Below are 20187 nucleotides of genomic sequence, written 5' to 3' on the forward strand. Positions count from 1 at the left end.
GGCACGGAGATCACCATAATTATAATTTTCATTCGTTTTTGTATAATAAATGTCTTTATAGTTCATATGTGTATACAGTTCATGGATTGTCTGCATAACTTACAATAGTCATATATAAAGTGAAACTTTTATTAGCGAGGGGGTTCTTCATCCCCAATTGATCATTAGCCCTCACCAATCGGGCTTTTACGAGCAGTTTATCTTCCACCTAACTTCTTTGCTTCCTGCCGAACTTTGAGGTGGGGGTGTGACTGCCTGTTAATACGGGAGAAAAATAGAAGTGTGACAGGAGAGATATTATGAAAGTCATAATTTTGTGTGGAGGGAAAGGGTTAAGAATGAGGGGAATTCTAGAGGATGTGCCTAAACCATTGGTGCGAGTCCAAGGAAAACCAATCATTTGGCATATTATGGACTGGTATAGTAAATTTGGCCATGAAGAATTTATTTTACCATTAGGATATAAGGGAGAAAAAATTAAAGAATATTTCATGGATTATAACTGGAAAGAACATGATTTTATGCTAGATTCCTCGAAAAATCAATATCAATTATTAGAGAAAATGGAGCAGTGGAATATAACGTTCATTGATACAGGAATAGAAACCATGACTGGAGCAAGGGTGAAAAAAATTGAAAAGTACGTAGATGATGAGATGTTTTTATTAACTTATGGGGATGGATTAGCTCATATAGATATTAATGAACTTATAAAATTCCATAAGGAAAAGGGGAAAATTGCAACATTAACTGGAATCAAGAAGAATAGTCAGTATGGTGTATTAGAGGTTGAAAATGGAATTGCAAAAGATTTTAAGGAAAAGCCAATACTTGATGCTTTAATAAATGGAGGATTTTTTGTATTCAATAAAGAGATATTTACTTATTTAAGCGATGAGAATGAGTGTATTCTTGAAGAAGAACCCTTACGTAATTTAATAAAAAATAATGAACTAGCAGTTTTTGAATATGATGGATTCTGGATTGGAATTGATACACCGAAAGATCTTAAAGATGCGAATGAAAGATGGGTTCCTGACAGAAGAAATTAGTTGAAAGGAGCGAATAGACATTGAATTTCAAACATGAAAAAGAGTTTTTACCAGATATTTATATTCCTTCTGAAGTAAAAAAAGATATTCAACCATCTCAAGACCATCCAATAACAAATCAAATAAAAAACCATGTAGTGAATAAAAGCACTCAATTAGCTCGTAATAATCAACCCAAACAAGGAAATCATTTTTGTGTCATAGTAGGAAAAGAATATGTATTGAAGGTAATTGCATTACAGCAATCCCTAATACAGAACACAAAAGAGTTTACATTGTGGATTTGTTGTATAGATTCATTTGCGTATTCAATATTGGTAAAATTAAATTTAAATAATGTTATTCTCTTGCAAGTAGAAGAATTGGAGGATGAACGACTAAAAAATGTTAAGAAAAATAGAAAAGTAAATGAATATTGTTGGACTCTAAAGGCTGTGCTTATTGAGTATTTGTTGGTAAATTATAACTTATCATCTGTTCTTTATTGTGATGGAGATTTATTTTTCTTCGCTGATCCTTCACCTATATTTGATGAATGGGGAGATAATTCGGTTTTTCTTTGTCCTCAAAGGGACCGTGATTGGGTAGAACAAAAATATGGGAAATACCAAGCGGGATTAATAGGGTTTAAAAATGATGTATATGGGTTAAAGAGTGTAAGGTGGTGGAAAGAAAAATGTCTAGATTGGTGCAGTGCTGAACCTAATAGGGGAAGATTTGGAGATCAAAAGTATCTAGATTATATTCCTATTTATTTTCCAAAAGTAAAGATATCAAGAAATCTAGGAATAAACGCAGCTCCATGGAATTGTATTTATAATAACGATTATAATATTTCTAAAAATCTTAATGAAGTATATATCGAGACAGATAAATTAGTTGTTTATCATTTTGCATGCATCACAATTTTTAGCGAAAATGATTTTGATCTTTGGTCCTTAGGAGAAATCTCAATACCTAATAATATATTGGATTGTATTTATACTCCTTATTTAAATCAAATCCAGTTAATTCTTGAAGAATTAAAACCAAAAATTGGTGAACAAACAAGGGAACTCTTAAGTACAAAAGAGGTACAAGAAGCGCAAACTTTATATAAAGATTCTCAATTAAGAAGAAAAATGAATCAATGGGGGGAATTCTTGAACTTTTCATTAATTATAAGTCGAGAATATTTAATTAAAGGATTAACTTGTTACTATTCACTAGAAAAACAAGGGAAAAACTTTAATGTTTGGATTTGTTGTATGGATGATCTAACTTATCGAATTTTAACAGAAATGGAATTAAAAAATGCCATACTCATTCACGTGAAAGAAATAGAAAATAAAGAACTCTTAGATATAAAGGATGAAAGAAGCTTACAAGAGTACTGTTGGACGTTAAAAGCTCCTTTATGTCTTCATATTTTTAATTATTATTCTGAGGTTGATCATATTATATATTGTGATGCAGATATGTACTTTTTCTCAAATCCTAATGTAATTCTAGATGAATGGTGGAAGTATTCCGTTTTTCTATGTCCACAGAGAGGCACAACAGAACTTGAAAGTGTACACGGTATGTATCAAGCTGGGTTAATTGGATTTAAAAATGATAAAAATAGTAAGGATATTCTAAACTGGTGGAAGGACAAGTGTCTAGAATATTGTCGAGATATATATGATGTTGAATTTAATAGATGGGGAGATCAAAAATATTTAAATCATATTCCTGATTTATTTTCTAATATTAAAATCATGAATCACAAAGGAATTGATGCTGCACCGTGGAATTTGATTTTGAATAATCATGATTATGTAAGAAGAGAAGACAACAAGGTTTTTGTGGATAATGATGAATTAGTTGCTTTTCACTTTGGGAGCATGCAAATTTTTAATACAGATGAATTTGATTTATGGAAACAGGAAGCTATAGAAATTGATCAATCAATTTTAGAAAATATTTATATTCCTTATATTGAAAAGATAAGAAATACATGTCACATACTTCGTAATACTTTTAGAAGCCCTCTTACTCCTTTATATGTAGAAATATCAGATAACCCCCCAGCGAAAAACTATGTTAGGTATCCATCCTTCCGTTTAAAACAGAATTCATTTTTCAGTTTTGTTTAAAAATTAGTAAGGTTTATTCTTCGTTTTTAACATCCTAACTAAATCAACAGGATTTGTTCGAATAGTAGGAAGCATGCAAATATATTAAAAGAGAAAAATAATAATTTTCAATTCAATCGTATAGTTTATCCCGCTATTCGCGGGCAGTAATACTCCCCACCTCAAAGTTTCACTTTATATTTTATACAAAAAAATTCACAAATGAGATTGTTATTTTCTCGCATGCTTAGTTTGAGGGTAATTAAATAGGTGTGGAAAAAGGATGAAATTAAATGTTGACGACTGCCCCTTTTAAAGATAAAAAGGTAATTGTTACGGGTGGATACGGATTTGTTGGTTCCCATTTAGTACAGAGATTATTAAAACAACAGGCAAAAGTAGCTGTTTTAACAAGAGAAACATCAAATCCTTGGCGCCTTAAAGAAGTATTGAGAAGTATTGAACTATATAAGATAGATATACGAGATAAAATGCAAGTTCAAAATGCCATAAAAAAATTTAATCCAGATTACATTTTTCATCTTGCGGCATATGGAGTAAATTCATCTAATACAGACTACATGAGTGCTGTTGAAACGAATGTTATAGGTACCATTAATATCATTCAGGCTGCAAAACTAGTAGATTGCAAAAAAATTATTAATATTGGAAGTAGCTCGGAATATGGAAATAAGACAGAACTGATTCATGAAAATATGGTATTAACACCTGTAGATATTTATGGAAGTAGTAAAGCATCGGCCACAATAATAGCTCATCAAATTGCCTCTGAAAATAATATTAATATTATAACTCTCAGACCTTTTGGGATATTTGGTGAAGGTGAAGAACCACATAAGTTATTTTGCCATATCATTTTACATGTATTGCACAAGAAAGACGTAAATTTAACGTTATGTAATCAATTGAGGGATTACTGCTATGTTGAAAATATCATAGATGTTTGTATGTTAGCAGTTGAAAAGGAATCTGTGCAGAATGATATTTTTAATATTGGAAGTGGTGAAATCTATCCATTAAAGTACTATGTGGAATTACTCTTTAAATACTTGCAGACAGATAAAAAACCGAATTATGGTGTATTGCCGTATAGAGACAACGAAAGGTGGGTTCCTAAACCAAATATTAATAAAGCTAAAAAGATGCTTTCCTGGGAGCCGAAAATAGCTATTGAAGAAGGGATAATCAGAACTATTAATTGGTATAAACATAATAAGCATTTGTATCCAAATGTATAAAAATAGAAAATTACAGTCAAAAGGTGTGAATCACTTGTTAAACAATGGCTTTAATAATGTATTTAAAGGAAAGAGGGTTTTAATTACAGGTCACACAGGCTTCAAGGGTTCTTGGTTATCGATATGGCTGAAAGAATTGGGAGCGACCGTTATTGGATATTCTTTGGATCCTGAAAATAAAAATGATAATTTTGTTTTAACGAATATCCAAAATGAAATGATTGATATTCGCGGAGATATTAGAGATTTTAATAAGTTGAATGAAGTTTTTAGTCAATATAAACCTGAAATTGTATTTCATTTGGCTGCACAATCACTTGTTAAATATTCATATCATCATCCAAAATATACGTATGAAGTAAATGTTATGGGAACGATGAATGTATTGGAAGCAATCAGATTACATGAATCAGTTAAAGTTGGAATTATGGTTACAAGTGACAAATGTTATGAGAATAAGGAATGGGTTTGGGGATACCGGGAAAATGACCCTATGGGCGGGCATGATCCATATAGTTCTAGCAAAGGGTGCTGTGAACTTTTAGTTTCTTCTTACCGAAATTCCTACTTTCAAGAAAAAAAATATGAGCACCATCAAAAGGTAATTGCTAGTGTTAGAGCTGGTAATGTAATTGGTGGGGGGGATTGGTCAGTAGACAGAATTATTCCCGATTGTATACGAGCATTGGAAACAAATAAAGAAATTATTATTAGAAATCCCAATACCGTAAGACCCTGGCAACATGTACTGGAACCTTTAAGTGGTTATTTACTTCTAACGGAAAAAATTTTGAAAGAAGGGACTCATTTTTCAGGAGCATGGAATTTTGGTCCAAAACCAAGTAGCATCGTTACTGTAGAAGAAATTGTTACTCGGATGATAAAGATTTGGGGATCAGGAAATTGGATAGAATCAAATGTACAACAGGGAGAATTACATGAGGCTACATTATTGAATCTTGATATTAGTAAATCTAAATTTAAACTTAATTGGGAGCCAAAGTGGTCCCTTCAACAAGCATTAGAGAGCACAGTAGAATGGTATAAGATTTATAATAAGAATACAAATGTTAGAGAGATATGTGTCAATCAAATTAAAAAATATTGTAACTGTTAAACAAAGAGAAGAGAGATTTTTATAGCTTAAAGTAGTCATCAATATACATTGGTGGCTATTTGGTTTACTAATGAAACCTCAAGCTTTCAAACAGCTTTATATTATGTATGTTAGTCAACTTTCCATCCTAAAAAATACAAGTATTCATTACAATTATGTTAAATTCGCTCAGCGTTACATAAACTAACAAATTTTGACTCGTCGATCTTGGTATAGTAGTAATAATTAAAATAATCAGTTTTTAGCCAATTGAAATGTAAATGGTTTAACAACATAAAAAATATATAAAGGAGAATCCCCTATGCGAAAAGAATTTGAAATAGATGAATATATTTCTATTGAAGAACAAATCAATTATTACAGACAATGTTTATTAGTTAATAATCCAGAACAAGTGTTAAAGTACTTAGAAAAAAGGTTAGAAAAATATACAGAGACTTTGAAAAATGCAGATTTATATCCTGAAAAGGTCATTTTACCCATACAGCATCTCATTCTGGAATATTCTTTAGATATTGCCATCATAAAAAATTATTTAGATATAAAGAACTAATGTATTGAAATCATATGAAAATGAAGAGTAAAGTGTATGTATTTTTATTGAAGTACTGTTAGAAACAAAAGCATTTGTGTAAACATGTAAGTCAACTACCCACCACTTAAACGCTAACGCGTTTTGAAGTGGGGGCTTGTAAAAAGCCCTGGTTGTCTAGTCTCAGCCTTTTGTAGACTACGTTCGTAGGTTGCATACCCAAGAATGATTCCCTGGTTTTTGGCTCTATGGTGGCTCTGTAACAGTTCTGGTTGGGAAGGAACGGTCAACCACAAGCCTTCTTTCATAAGAAGTTGCTAACACCTACAAACATTGGCGAAGGGAAACAAACTCTTAGGAGGGACAAAACATGCGTGTATTTGTCAAGAATTTACGAGGAGAACCGCTCATGCCTTGCAGTACTCGTAAGGCACGGCTTCTTCTCAAACAAGGGAAAGCAAAAATTATAGGTTACACACCGTTTACCATTCAATTGCAATATGCGACTGGTGAAACAGTACAACCTGTTACAATCGGTGTCGATAGCGGTGCAAAATATGTGGGGATCGCAATTACAACAGAGGAAAAAGTACTAGCGAAAGGAACCATTGAATTGCGTCAAGATGTCAAAGAAAATCTCAAGCTTAGAGCCACACTACGTAGAAGCAGAAGACAACGTAAAACCCGTTACCGAAAAGCGCGCTTTCTCAATCGAAAAAAGAAAGATGGCTGGCTTCCCCCATCGATTCAAAGCCGAACCGATAACATCATTCATTGGATTGAAACATTCAAATTACTATTACCTTCTCCAAAAGTCATTGTAGAAGTCGGCAAGTTTGATGTACAAAAACTAAAGAACCCTGATATACAAGGGAAAGAATATCAACAAGGAGACGCATTTGGCTTTTGGAATATAAGATACTATGTGTTTGCGAGAGACCATTATACATGTCAAATCTGTAAGAAAAAAGGTGGCATTTTGCACACGCACCATATAATTGAGCGACATAAGGGTGGTTCAGATATGGCAGAGAACCTCGTGACAGTACATGAAGATTGCCATGAAAAATTCCATCAAGGAAAAATTAAGCACGTTTTTAAGGAACCAAAACAGTATAAAGAGACCGCCTTTATGAATATTTTGCGGCTTCAAATCATGAAGCGTTTAGATTGTGAGATCACGTATGGCAGTTACACAACACCGAAGCGAAAAGAATTAAGATTATCAAAAACACACTATAACGATGCCATTGCGATTACCAATCCGAAACAATTACAAGAATATCAGCAAAGTGGTGAGTTTCGCATCAAACAATTTAGAAAGAAAAAGCGTTCTCTTCATGAAGCAACGGCAAGAAAAGGAAGAAAAATGAAAAATAGAACAGCGAAAAGAAATAATAAAAATACACCGTACGTAGGCACAATGTATCTAGGTGATAAGGTGAAAGCGTTTGGACAAATAGGATTCGTGACAGGATTTACAGGGAAGATGGTGTATGTGCAAGATTTGGACGGCCATTATATACAAAATCCTGCTAAATCTTATAAACAAGTGAATATATCGGATATTGAATGTATGCACCACAATCATAATTGGTTATTCTTACAAGTCAGTTAGGCGATGCCTAATCGAAATTCATCCCCACCTTATCGCTTGGCTATCGCCCGTCACGCGCTTGAAGATGGGGACTTCTTTCGGGAAGTACGTTAAAAAACTGTCTAAGAAAGTCTTAGACAGTTTTTTTTAATTGTGATATATACTTATTTAATGTTTTGGATGTGAACCAAGGGATGTATCATATAAAAAAGAATTCTTGGAAGAGGAATACCCGCGCAAGAAGGAAAATCAAATGACATATGCTCGTGTTGAAAGATAAAGGTTATTTACATTAGAAATTATATAATTTCATGTACTGTATTAATAGTTAAAATAAAAAGAATATATAAAAACAAGAAATAAAATCATTTATTAAAGTAAATAGAAAAAGAGTCTACGAAGAGAATTATATTTATTCGTAGACTCTTTTTACTTATACTTTTCCATACTCCTACAATAAAAGTTATTGTTTGTTTTATGTACCAATATAGGATGAGAAGCCTAAGGATACTAAAAGATATTTGTATGATTACTTCCTCGTTCATTTTACACAAATCTTCTTCATTAGGATGCTAGTTTTATTTTTGCGCAATTTCCATTTTATCCAATAGACAAAGTATGCGAAAAATAAAAATTGACATATAGTATTTCAAGTGCAAAAATAAAGTGAGTACTCACTCATTTTTTATAGAAGGAGGAGGTTTCTTTTGTATCAATCTGCTGTAATTTTACATGATGTATCAAAGCGTTTTGGAAAAAAAGAAGTGCTTCATCACATTTCACTGAATGTAGCGGAAGCAGAGATTTTTGGTTTAGTAGGTCCTTCTGGTTCAGGTAAAACAACCCTTATTAAAATGATTGCTGGTATTAGCGAGGCAACGACAGGGAGTGTAACAGCTTTACAAACAAAAATGCCTAACTTAATTGGGATGAAGCGAATTGGTTATATGGCGCAAGCGGATGCTCTTTATGAAGAACTATCAGCTTATGAAAACGCAGATTTTATGGCAACGATGTATGGTTTGAAAGGCAAGCATAAGAAAAAGAGAATCGAAGAAGTTTTCGCTTTAGTTCAGCTTTCCCAGCATATGAAAAAGCAAGTACAGCATTTTTCAGGTGGTATGAAGAAGCGTTTATCGCTTGCAATGGCACTTTTGCATGAACCGAAACTTTTAATTTTAGATGAGCCAACTGTTGGGATTGATCCTGTACTGCGAAAATCAATTTGGGAAAAGTTTTATGAGTTAAAAAAACAAGGAACAACGATTATTGTGACAACACATATAATGGACGAAGCTGAATTTTGTGAACGTCTAGGTTTAATTCGAGAGGGAAAGTTAATTGCAACAGGTACACCAAATGAGTTAAAGAAACGAACTTCATCAGGACGGATTGAAGATGTTTTTTTACTGGAAGGAGCGATTGAATTATGAGAGTAGGTGGTGTTGTCCTCCGTATTATTCGTCAATTTTTCCGAGATAAACGGTCGCTTGCGATGATGTTTGGGGCACCGATGTTACTTCTGTGGCTACTATCGCTTGTATTTACACAAGGAGATTATAAACCGTATATTGCATTGGTAGATGTACCTTCTCCTATTGCCGAATCTATGAAAAAACAAGATGCTACGATTTATGAGTATGATAAAGAAAAAGCACATACTAAACTGGAAGATCAACAAATAGATGCCACACTCACTCTAGAAAATGGGAAAATGAAAGTAACGTTAGAAGGCAGTGACTCTTCAAAAAATCGTGCAGTATTACAAGTACTACAAAAGAGTACTGAGAAAAAAGAAATGACAGCAATGAAACCTGAAGTTGATTATTTACATGGCTCAGCGGATTTTTCGATGTTTGATGGACTAGGTCCAGTATTAATTGGATTTTTTACATTTTTCTTTGTCTTTATTTTATCAGGTGTATCCTTTGTACGTGAGCGGTTAAGCGGAACGCTAGAAAGATTGTTATCAACTCCAGTGCGGCGCTGGGAAATTGTTGCCGGGTATATTATTGGGTTTGGTATATTTGCATTTTTACAATCTGTTTTAATTGTAAGCTTTTCTGTCTATATTCTTGATTTATATGTTGCGGGATCACTGTGGCTTACGTTGTTGATTACATGTATGCTCTCATTAACTGCATTAACGCTAGGAACATTTTTATCAGCATACGCAAATAATGAATTCCAAATGATTCAGTTTATCCCGCTTGTCATTGTTCCGCAAATTTTCTTTTCTGGTTTATTTCCAATTGAATCTATGAATAAGTGGCTACAAACACTTGGGAAGTTATTCCCACTCACATATGGTGCTGATGCAATGAGGCAAGTGATGATTCGTAACCAAGGGTTTAGTGAAATTGCAAGTGATCTTGGAATCCTACTTCTTTTTGCAGTTTTATTTGTAGTTGGAAATGTATTTGCTTTGAAAAAACATCGCAGAATATAATAGATACAAAAAGGAGCTTTTTAAATGAAAGAAGATTGGCTAGAAGAATTAATCGCTGCTACTGATACAGACAAACGTAATGAACGGCAAATGCGTATATTAGAAGCGGCGGTTGATATGTTTGGAGAAAAAGGCTATGCATCGACTTCAACGAGTGAAATTGCAAAGCGTGCTGGCGTAGCGGAAGGAACCATCTTCCGCTACTATAAAACAAAAAAAGATTTACTATTTGCAGTTGTGATGCCAACTTTAACGAAATTTGCTGCACCATTTTTTGTACAATCTTTTGCGAAAGAGATATTTGAAGACACGTATGAATCTTATGAAGACTTTTTACGTGCAGCGATTCGTAATCGTTTTGCTTTTGCGAAAACGCATTTTCCTATGTTGAAAATTTTAATGCAAGAAGTGCCATTTCAACCTGAGTTAAAAAATGAAATTCAACAGTTGTTAGCGAAAGAAATTTTTTCACGATTTGAAAAGATCGTCGTACATTTTCAAAAACAGGGACAAATTATGGAAGTACCCACACCTACTGTATTACGTTTTACATTATCTTCTGTTTTAGGATTTATCTTAACGCGATTTTTACTTTTACCTGAAGAAAAGTGGGATGATGAAGCGGAAATAGAACATACCATTCAATTTATATTGTACGGATTAACGCCTCGGAGGTAATTGGATGAGACAATTTGCAACACCAATAGTTGTTGTAAGTAAGTGTTTAGAATTTGAAGCATGTCGTTATAACGGTGACAAAATCCCTGACCTTACGATTCGGAATTTACAGCCTTTTGTTACATTTATTCCGGTTTGTCCTGAAGTAGAAATTGGTTTAGGCATTCCGCGTGAGACAATTCGGATTGTAGAGGAAGATGGTGTTCAAAAACTAGTGCAGCCTTCAACAAAAGAAGATGTGACAGAGAAAATGAAACATTTTTCTGAGGAGTTTCTTTCTTCATTACCTGATGTAGATGGGTTTATCCTAAAAAATCGTTCTCCAAGCTGCGGGACTAGAGATGTGAAAATTTATACAGGATTTGAAAAAGCACCAGCAAAAGGAAAAGGTGCTGGCCTGTTTGGTGGTACTGTTTTAGAAAAATTTTCGCACGTTGCAGTGGAAGAAGAAGGTAGATTGTCGAATTTTATTATTCGTGAACATTTCTTTACAAGATTGTTTACAATTGCTCATTTTAAAACATTAAAGGAAAATAAAAGTATGGAAGAGCTTGTTTCCTTTCAATCGGATCACAAGTATTTATTTATGGCATATAATCAGACAAAACAAAAAGAATTGGGCCGCATAATTGCAAATCTAGCAAAGGCTCCCCATGAGGAAGTATTTGAAAACTATGAGAAAACATTATGTGAATTATTAGAGCGTACACCCCGCTATACATCAAATGTAAACGTATGTCAGCATATTTTTGGATACTTTAAAAAGGATTTAAAAGAAGAAGAAAAGGAACATTTTTTATCACTCCTTCATAAATATGTGGAGAAAAAAATTCCACTTAGTAATTTGCTTGCGCTTTTAAAATCATGGGCTCTTCGGTTTGAAGAAGACTATTTATTGCGACAGACATACTTTGAACCGTATCCAGAAGCACTAGTAGAAATTTCAGATTCTGGAAAAGGAAGAGATTATTAAACAAAAAACTACATAATTCGACTTTTTTATTCCTATGTTGTTGTAGAACAATGTAGGAATTTTTTTGTGCATGAGTACAGAATCTGTTTTAAAATTAAATTATGACAGAATTATAGAAATTATCTAACTAATAGTCGCGCTTTAGACATGTAATGTTTGTAGTACAGACTCGCACGCTGTCGAAATCCGAAATTCGATAAGGGGTGTGGCGGAATGGAATTTACTCTTACTAGAGAAAAACAAATGATCAAAGAAATGGTACGCGACTTTGCTGAAAAGGAAATCGCTCCAAAAGCTGTGTATTATGACAAAACAGCAGAATTCCCATATGAAACATTTCAAAAGATGGGCGAACTAGGCTTATTAGGAATCCCATTCCCAGAAGAATATGGTGGATCTGGCGGCGATACATTATCGTACGCGTTAGCGGTTGAAGAAATTGGACGAGCTTGTGGTGGGACAGGATTAAGCTATGCCGCAACAATCTCACTAGGTGCTTCGCCAATCTATTACTTTGGTACAGAAGAACAAAAACAAAAATATTTAGTTCCGATGGCATCAGGAAAAACGCTCGGCGCTTTTGGTTTAACAGAACCGAATGCAGGGTCTGATGCAGGTGGTACACAAACGAAAGCCATTTTAGATGGTGATGAGTATGTAATTAGTGGTGAGAAATGTTGGATTACAAATGCTGAGTATGCAAATACAATCATTGTAACCGCTGTCAATGGTGTTGAAGAAAATGGTAAAAAACGTATCTCTGCTTTTATAGTACCGACAAATAGTGAAGGTTTAACGATTACAAGTCCGTACGATAAAATGGGCGTTCGTGCTTCAAACACATGTGAAATCGTACTTGATAGTGTGCGTGTTCCAAAGGAGAACATTCTTGGTGATGTGAATAAAGGATTTAAGCAATTTTTATATACGCTTGATGGTGGTCGTATTTCGATTGCGGCATTAGCTGTCGGAATTGCACAATCCGCGTTTGAACGTGCACTTCAATATGCGAAGGAACGCCAACAATTTGGTCGACCGATTTCTAATTTCCAGGCGATTCAATTTAAATTGGCTGATATGGCAACTGAAGTGGAATTAGCACGTAATCTAGTACATAAAGCAGCTTGGTTAAAAGATCATGATAAACCGTTTGGAAAAGAAGCAGCAATGGCAAAACTCTTTGCGTCAGAAGCAGCAAGTCGTATTTCCAATCAAGCGGTGCAAATTCATGGTGGATATGGCTATATGCGCGAATATGAAGTAGAGCGCCATATTCGTGATGCGAAGCTTTTAGAAATTGGTGAAGGTACTTCTGAAATTCAACGTCTCGTAATTGCAAGACATTTAGGTTGTAGATAAAAGGGGGACTCACTATGTTTCAAAAAATATTGATTGCCAATCGCGGTGAAATTGCAGTTCGGATTATAAAAACGTGTCAAAAACTTGGCATTCGTACTGTCGCAATTTACTCAGAAGCAGATGAAAACGCGCTTCATGTAAAGCTTGCGAATGAAGCTTATGTAGTAGGCGGACCACGTGTTCAAGAGAGTTATTTAAATCTCGAAAAGATTATTGAAATCGCCAAGAAAACGAATGCTGAAGCAATTCATCCTGGTTATGGATTATTATCAGAAAATCCTTCCTTTGCGATTCGCTGTAAGGAAGAAGGAATTGTATTTATCGGTCCGTCTGAAGAAGTCATTGCCAGAATGGGGAGTAAGATTGAATCTCGCCACGCAATGCAAGAAGCAAATGTTCCAGTTGTACCAGGAATTACATCAAACATTGAAACTGCTCAAGAAGCAATTGAAATTGCAAATCAAATTGGTTATCCATTAATGCTGAAGGCATCCGCTGGCGGCGGAGGCATTGGAATGCAATTGATGGAAACTGAGCAAACGCTCACCAAAGCGTTTGAAAGTAATAAAACACGGGCACAAAACTTTTTTGGTAATGGTGAAATGTATTTAGAGCGATATATCGCAGATGCGCATCATATCGAAATTCAGCTTCTTGCAGATACACATGGAAACACAGTGTATTTATGGGAACGTGAATGTTCTGTGCAGCGCCGAAATCAAAAGGTAATTGAAGAAGCACCGTCCCCATTTCTAGATGAAGAAACGCGTAAGGCAATGGGAGAAGTTGCAGTACAAGCGGCAAAAGCGCTTGGCTATACAAATGCAGGTACAGTTGAGTTTCTCGTTGATGATGAGAAAAACTTTTATTTCTTAGAAATGAATACGAGATTACAAGTGGAACATCCAGTCACAGAAGAAATTACAGGCCTTGACTTAGTAGAGCAGCAACTTTTTATTGCATCAGGGGAGAAACTTGCATTTACGCAAGCTGAAGTAAACCGTAGTGGTCATGCCATTGAAGCACGTATTTATGCAGAAGACCCAAAAACATTTTTTCCATCTCCAGGGAAGATTACGGGACTATCACTTCCAGCTACCGTTCGGATTGACCACTTTTTAGAAGACAATGTAACAATCACACCATTTTACGATCCAATGATTGCGAAAGTAATCGCTCATGGAGAAACGCGTGAAGAAGCAATTGCTAAGCTGCAAGATGCGCTTAGGGAATTAAAAGTAGAAGGTATTAAAACAAATACACCGATGCTTCTACAAGTGTTAGAAGATGAAGTGTTCCAAGGTGGTATTTACACAACAGGTTTTGTTACAAAACAGCTTGTAAAAAAATAAGGTTTATGAATATTAAAGGGGGAATAAATGATGACGAAAGTGTATGCATCGATGGCAGGAAATGTTTGGAAAATTGTTGTAGGAGTAGGAGATACAGTAGAGGAAGAGCAGGATGTCGTCATTTTGGAATCTATGAAAATGGAAATTCCGATTGTATCAGAAGAAGCTGGGACAGTCATGAAAATTAATGTGCAAGAAGGCGATTTTGTTAATGAGGGAGATGTATTAGTAGAGGTTGAATAGGGAGAAGAAGGGGTGAAATGAATTGAAGCTACCTACTTTTGCTGTCATTAAAGAAGTGGGACCACGTGATGGTTTGCAAAATGAAAAGAAAATTGTTGACACAAAAGATAAAGTGAAATGGATTCATTTACTTTCAGAAGCGGGTCTTTCTTATATTGAAGTTTCCTCTTTCGTTCACCCGAAATGGGTTCCTGCTTTAGCTGATGCAAGCGATGTGTTTGCAGAGTTAGAGCGGAAACCAGATGTTACATATGCTGCGCTTGTTCCAAATCAAAATGGTTTGGAACGAGCTCTTTTGCAGCCTGTAGATGAGGTGAATGTTTTTTTATCAGCGAGTGAAGCTCATAATAAAAGCAACATAAATAAGTCTATTACAGAAGCGCTATCTGTTATTCAAGATATTACAAAACAAGCACATTTTGCGGGTAAAAGAGTAAGAGGTTATGTATCTACTGTATTTGGGTGCCCTTATGAAGGAGACGTTAGTATTGATGCTGTCGATGAGTTATGTAATCAACTCTTCTCATATGGCATTTATGAAGTCTCACTAGGGGATACAATTGGTGTTGCCAATCCTGCACAAGTGGAGCGTATATTGGAACATTTACTTAGAAAATATGATGCTTCTCAATTTGCGATGCATTTTCATAATACGTACGGCATGGCACTTGCTAATGTTGTCAAATCATTAGAATGCGGCGTAACGACATTTGATAGTTCATGTGGTGGTCTTGGTGGTTGTCCCTATGCACCGGGAGCATCAGGAAATGTTGCGACTGACGATTTAGTGCATATGCTCCATCAAATGGGTGTACAAACAAATATAGATGAAGAAAAATTACTACAGGCGAGTCAATTTATTCAAAGTAAGCTGAATATTCCATTGCCAAGTAATGTGTATCGTGCACTCCAACATAAAACAATAAGTAGGTGATAAAATGCTAAAACTACAAAATATTTCAGTCGACTATGTAACAGCACATATCGTAAAACTAACTTTAAATCGTGAACGTCAAGCAAACTCACTATCTCTTGCACTTTTAGAAGAATTACAAGCCATATTAAGCAACATAAATGAAGAAAATGATGTCCGCGTTGTAATTTTAACAGGAGCTGGTGAAAAAGCATTTTGTGCTGGTGCGGATTTAAAAGAACGTGCCAATATGAATGAAGAACAAGTACGTCACGCCGTTGGGATGATTCGGTCAACGATGGATATGATCGAACAATTGTCACAGCCTGTAATTGCTGCCATTAACGGAATCGCACTTGGTGGTGGAACGGAGTTAAGTTTAGCATGTGATTTTCGACTTGCTTCCGAAAAGGCAAGTCTTGGCTTAACAGAAACGTCGCTTGCGATTATCCCAGGAGCTGGTGGTACACAGCGTCTTCCACGTCTTATCGGCGTTGGTAGAGCGAAGGAATTAATTTACACAGCACGTAGAATTTCTGCAGCTGAGGCAAAGGATTATGGATTGGTTGAATATGTCGTTCCTTCTGACATGCTAGAAGAAAAAACAATTGAAATTGCAGAGCGAATTGCTAGCAATGGTCCAATTGCTGTTCGGTTTGCAAAAGAAGCAATTACAAACGGGATACAAGCTGATTTACATACTGGATTACAAATGGAAAAACAGGCGTATGAAGGTGTGATTCATACGAAAGATCGTCTTGAAGGGTTACAAGCATTTCAAGAAAAACGTAAGCCAATTTATAAGGGGGAGTAGTTGTGCTAGATCAGAAACAGCAATCTCGTACGTTTGAAGAACGTGTTGAAGAAATTAAACAAGGCGGTGCACCGAAGTATCACGAGCAAAATAAAGCAAAAGGAAAAATCTTTGTTCGTGATAGACTCGCTCTTTTATTTGATAATGGTGAATATGTTGAAGATGCCTTATTTGCAAATTGTGAACAAACAGGATTACCAGCTGATGGTGTTGTAACAGCTACTGGTAAAGTACATGGACGCACTGTATGTGTAATGGCAAATGATTCGACAGTAAAAGCTGGATCATGGGGTTCACGTACAGTTGAGAAAATCTTACGTATTCAAGAAACAGCAGAAAAATTACGAGTACCTCTCTTTTATCTTGTCGATTCCGCTGGTGCGCGTATTACAGATCAAGTTGAAATGTTCCCAGGTCGCCGCGGTGCAGGACGTATTTTTTATAACCAAGTAAAGTTATCAGGTAAAGTGCCGCAAATTTGTTTATTATTTGGTCCATCGGCAGCTGGTGGTGCTTATATTCCTGCTTTCTGTGACGTTGTCATGATGGTCGAAGGAAATGCATCGATGTATTTAGGTTCACCGCGTATGGCTGAAATGGTCATTGGTGAAAAAGTAACGCTTGAAGAAATGGGCGGTGCCCGTATGCATTGCTCCGTATCAGGATGCGGTGATGTTCTATGTAAAACGGAAGAAGAAGCAATTGCAGGGGCGAGACAATATATATCCTACTTCCCAAGTAACTATTTAGAAAATGCTCCTACGATTGAACCACAAGAACCGAAACAATTTGAAAAAACATTAGAACAGATCATACCAGAAAATCAAAATGCTCCTTTCAATATGAAAGATCTTATTAACCGTATTATTGATGAAGGCTCTTTCTTTGAAGTGAAAAAATTATTTGCTCAAGAACTAATTACAGGATTAGGACGTATCAATGGAAAGCCAGTCGGTATTATTGCAAATCAGCCGCGTATGAAAGGCGGCGTATTATTCCACGATTCTGCTGATAAAGCGGCAAAGTTTATTAATTTATGTGATGCATATCATATTCCGTTACTATTCCTTGCGGATGTACCTGGATTTATGATTGGTACAAAGGTAGAGCGTGCAGGTATTATTCGTCACGGTGCTAAAATGATTTCCGCAATGAGTGAAGCGACAGTACCGAAAATTTCCATAGTTGTAAGAAAAGCTTACGGTGCCGGTTTATATGCGATGGCAGGCCCTGCATTTGAGCCGGATTGCTGCTTAGCATTGCCGACAGCTTCTATTGCTGTTATGGGACCAGAAGCTGCCGTAAATGCCGTTTATGCGAATAAAATCGCCGCTTTGCCAGAAGAAGAGCGTGCAAGCTTTATTGCAGAAAAACGCGAAGAATACAAACAAGACATTGATATTTATCGTCTTGCATCAGAAATGGTCATTGACGGTATTGTTCATCCAAATGATTTGAGAGAAGAGCTAAAGAAACGTTTTGATATGTATATGAGTAAATATCAAGTATTTACAGATCGAAAACATCCAGTTTATCCAGTATAAAAGCCCTTTATAGGGCTTTCTTGTTTGAAAAATAGGGAGGGAAAAACATTGAAACAAGCCGTTTGGTTTCCAACTGAAGAATATAAAGAAAAAACACGCTTATATGAATGGATGACAGCGCTTGGATACGAAGACTATGAAACATTTTACAAAAAATCAATTGAAGACACTGCCTGGTTTTGGGGGGAAGCGGAACGTGCCGTCGGCTATCAATGGATGAAACCGTATACAGAAGTATTGGATTTAGAGAACGGTACTCCATTTGCACAGTGGTATACTGAAGGAACATGTAATGTTGTAGAATCTGTTTTATCTCGCTGGCTTGCAGACGAAGAAACAAGAAAACAACCTGCATTAATGTATGAAGGGGAGAATGGAACGACAAAGTCGTTCACATATGAAGAACTTGATCTTTGGGTAAGCCGCGTCGCCAATGGATTGAAGCAGTCTGGAATTGAAAAAGGTGACCGTGTAACAATTTACATGCCAATGATTCCAGAAACGGTTGTTGCTATGCTAGCAGTTATGAAAATTGGTGCGATTATTTCCCCGATTTTCTCAGGATTTGCGGCAGATGCAGTCATGACACGTGTACAAGCCGCAGGATCAAAAATGATTATTACAGCAGATGGGTTTTCACGCCGTGGTAAAATCGTTTCTTTAAAAGATGAGGTTGATAAAGCATGTGAGCATTGCCCATCTGTTGAAAAGGTTGTAATCGTTCGTCATGCAGGAAATGATTTTACACCTCATCATTATGATCTTTCATGGAGTACGCTGGAAAAAGAGAAACCATTTACGCATGCAGAAGAAATGAAAAGCGATGATCCCCTTATGTTAATCTATACATCAGGAACAACTGGAAAACCAAAAGGAACTGTACACACGCATGCTGGTTTTCCGTTAAAAGCAGCATTTGATGCGGGATTTGGCATGAATATTAAACAAGGTGACCGTGTGTTATGGGTTACAGATATGGGCTGGATGATGGGGCCGTTTTTACTGTTTGGCTCTCTTGTAAACGGCGCAACAATGGTAATGTATGAAGGGGTACCTGATTATCCAGAAGCTGATCGGTTATGGGAAACGGTTGATCGATACCAAATTACACATCTGGGTATTTCGCCTACATTAATTCGGGCATTAATGGCAAAAGGTGATGACTTTGTAAAAAAACATTCTCTGCAAAGTTTAGAAGTTTTCGCATCAACAGGAGAGCCATGGAACCCAGACCCATGGATGTGGCTTTTTGAGACGGTTGGAAAAGGAAAAGTGCCAATTTGTAACTATTCAGGAGGAACGGAAATTTCCGGTGGTATATTTGGAAACGTTCTTATTAAACCAATTGCACCAATTAGTTTTAACGCATCATTACCAGGAATGGCAGCTGTTGTATTAGATGAAAAAGGTGTGCCAATTCGAGATGAAGTTGGCGAGCTATGTTTAGAAAAACCATGGGTTGGAATGACAAAAAGTTTCTGGGAAGATGACGAGCGGTATGTAAATACATATTGGTCTCGTTTTGAAAATAAATGGGTGCATGGTGATTGGGTCATCTACGATGGAGAGCAATACATTATTACAGGTCGTTCTGATGATACGTTAAATATCGCAGGAAAACGAATTGGTCCAGCTGAATATGAATCTATTCTTGTAAAACACAATGATGTAGTAGAAGCAGCTGCAATTGGTGTGCCCGATGAAGTAAAAGGGGAAGTATGTCACTGCTTTGTGGTTTTACGCGAAGGCACATCATTTACACCTGAACTTAAAAAAGAATTAATGGGTCTAGTAAATTCTCATATTGGGAAAGCGTTATGTCCAAAAGACGTTCACGTCGTAGAAGATTTACCGAAGACGCGTAATTCTAAGGTAATGAGACGAGTAATTAAAGCGGCATACTTAGGAAAAGAATTAGGAGATTTATCTTCTCTAGTTAATCCAGAAGTTGTCACATATATTCAAGGATTACAATCTCAACAAATATAAACGGATGAAGCGAACTCTTTATAAAAAGAGTTCGCTTTTTATCTTTTTGAGAATCGATATAGAATAGGACAAGCTTAGTGCCTGTGTTTGGAAAGGAGTCATTTATAAAAATGGCTCCTTTCATTCGAATTTAGGAAAAAACTGCATCTAAACTTGAAGGCGAGCGGACGGTATTATGATAGATAAAGTGAAACTTTAATCAGTGGAGGGTTTCTTCATC

The 20187-nt window shown here is 35.9% G+C and carries 17 protein-coding genes; all 17 read left to right on the top strand.

Annotated features, from left to right (window positions below; translation table 11 throughout):
* The first annotated feature begins 299 nt into the window (after positions 1-299).
* A complete protein-coding gene (locus QUF99_RS15900) occupies positions 300-1052 on the top strand; it encodes a sugar phosphate nucleotidyltransferase (RefSeq protein WP_289371227.1) in 753 nt (250 codons plus the stop codon).
* 20 nt (positions 1053-1072) lie between these two features.
* Positions 1073-3169, top strand: a complete 2097-nt coding sequence (locus QUF99_RS15905; RefSeq protein ID WP_289371229.1) for a glycosyltransferase family protein — start codon at positions 1073-1075, stop codon at positions 3167-3169.
* 272 nt (positions 3170-3441) lie between these two features.
* Complete coding sequence (locus QUF99_RS15910; protein ID WP_289371231.1) at positions 3442-4407, top strand: NAD-dependent epimerase/dehydratase family protein; 966 nt, start codon at positions 3442-3444, stop codon at positions 4405-4407.
* 34 nt (positions 4408-4441) lie between these two features.
* Positions 4442-5524, top strand: coding sequence for a CDP-glucose 4,6-dehydratase (gene rfbG / locus QUF99_RS15915; RefSeq protein ID WP_289371233.1), 1083 nt, complete (start codon positions 4442-4444; stop codon positions 5522-5524).
* Positions 5525-5825: 301 nt separating this feature from the next.
* The gene (locus QUF99_RS15920; protein ID WP_289371234.1) at positions 5826-6077 is read left to right on the top strand and encodes a hypothetical protein; all 252 of its coding nucleotides are present in this window, start codon (positions 5826-5828) and stop codon (positions 6075-6077) included.
* Positions 6078-6426: 349 nt separating this feature from the next.
* Positions 6427-7674 (top strand): RNA-guided endonuclease IscB, encoded by a 1248-nt coding sequence (gene iscB / locus QUF99_RS15925; RefSeq protein ID WP_289371236.1) that lies wholly within the window; start codon positions 6427-6429, stop codon positions 7672-7674.
* Between the two features lie 686 nt (positions 7675-8360).
* A complete protein-coding gene (locus QUF99_RS15930; protein WP_289371239.1) occupies positions 8361-9086 on the top strand; it encodes an ABC transporter ATP-binding protein in 726 nt (241 codons plus the stop codon).
* Positions 9083-10102, top strand: coding sequence for an ABC transporter permease (locus QUF99_RS15935; protein ID WP_289371240.1), 1020 nt, complete (start codon positions 9083-9085; stop codon positions 10100-10102). Before QUF99_RS15930 ends, QUF99_RS15935 begins: the two co-directional genes overlap by 4 nt.
* Positions 10103-10126: 24 nt before the next feature.
* On the top strand, positions 10127-10780 hold the full coding sequence (locus QUF99_RS15940; protein ID WP_289371241.1) for a TetR/AcrR family transcriptional regulator: 654 nt from the start codon (positions 10127-10129) through the stop codon (positions 10778-10780).
* A gap of 4 nt (positions 10781-10784) precedes the next feature.
* The gene (locus QUF99_RS15945; RefSeq protein ID WP_289371242.1) at positions 10785-11753 is read left to right on the top strand and encodes a YbgA family protein; all 969 of its coding nucleotides are present in this window, start codon (positions 10785-10787) and stop codon (positions 11751-11753) included.
* Positions 11754-11966: 213 nt separating this feature from the next.
* Positions 11967-13112 (top strand): acyl-CoA dehydrogenase, encoded by a 1146-nt coding sequence (locus QUF99_RS15950; protein ID WP_286125043.1) that lies wholly within the window; start codon positions 11967-11969, stop codon positions 13110-13112.
* Positions 13113-13126: 14 nt separating this feature from the next.
* On the top strand, positions 13127-14464 hold the full coding sequence (locus tag QUF99_RS15955) for an acetyl-CoA carboxylase biotin carboxylase subunit (RefSeq protein ID WP_289371244.1): 1338 nt from the start codon (positions 13127-13129) through the stop codon (positions 14462-14464).
* Positions 14465-14491: 27 nt separating this feature from the next.
* Positions 14492-14707 carry an acetyl-CoA carboxylase biotin carboxyl carrier protein subunit gene (locus QUF99_RS15960; protein ID WP_286125045.1) on the top strand — a complete coding sequence of 72 codons (216 nt, stop codon included), beginning with the start codon at positions 14492-14494 and terminating at the stop codon, positions 14705-14707.
* A gap of 22 nt (positions 14708-14729) precedes the next feature.
* The gene (locus QUF99_RS15965; protein WP_289371246.1) at positions 14730-15641 is read left to right on the top strand and encodes a hydroxymethylglutaryl-CoA lyase; all 912 of its coding nucleotides are present in this window, start codon (positions 14730-14732) and stop codon (positions 15639-15641) included.
* 4 nt (positions 15642-15645) lie between these two features.
* A complete protein-coding gene (locus tag QUF99_RS15970) occupies positions 15646-16434 on the top strand; it encodes an enoyl-CoA hydratase (protein ID WP_289371247.1) in 789 nt (262 codons plus the stop codon).
* Between the two features lie 2 nt (positions 16435-16436).
* A complete protein-coding gene (locus QUF99_RS15975) occupies positions 16437-17978 on the top strand; it encodes an acyl-CoA carboxylase subunit beta (protein ID WP_286125048.1) in 1542 nt (513 codons plus the stop codon).
* A gap of 48 nt (positions 17979-18026) precedes the next feature.
* A complete protein-coding gene (locus QUF99_RS15980) occupies positions 18027-19967 on the top strand; it encodes an AMP-binding protein (RefSeq protein ID WP_289371248.1) in 1941 nt (646 codons plus the stop codon).
* Positions 19968-20187: the final 220 nt, after the last annotated feature.

Source organism: Bacillus sp. DX4.1 (genome assembly GCF_030348195.1).
Taxonomy (GTDB): Bacteria; Bacillota; Bacilli; order Bacillales; family Bacillaceae_G; genus Bacillus_A.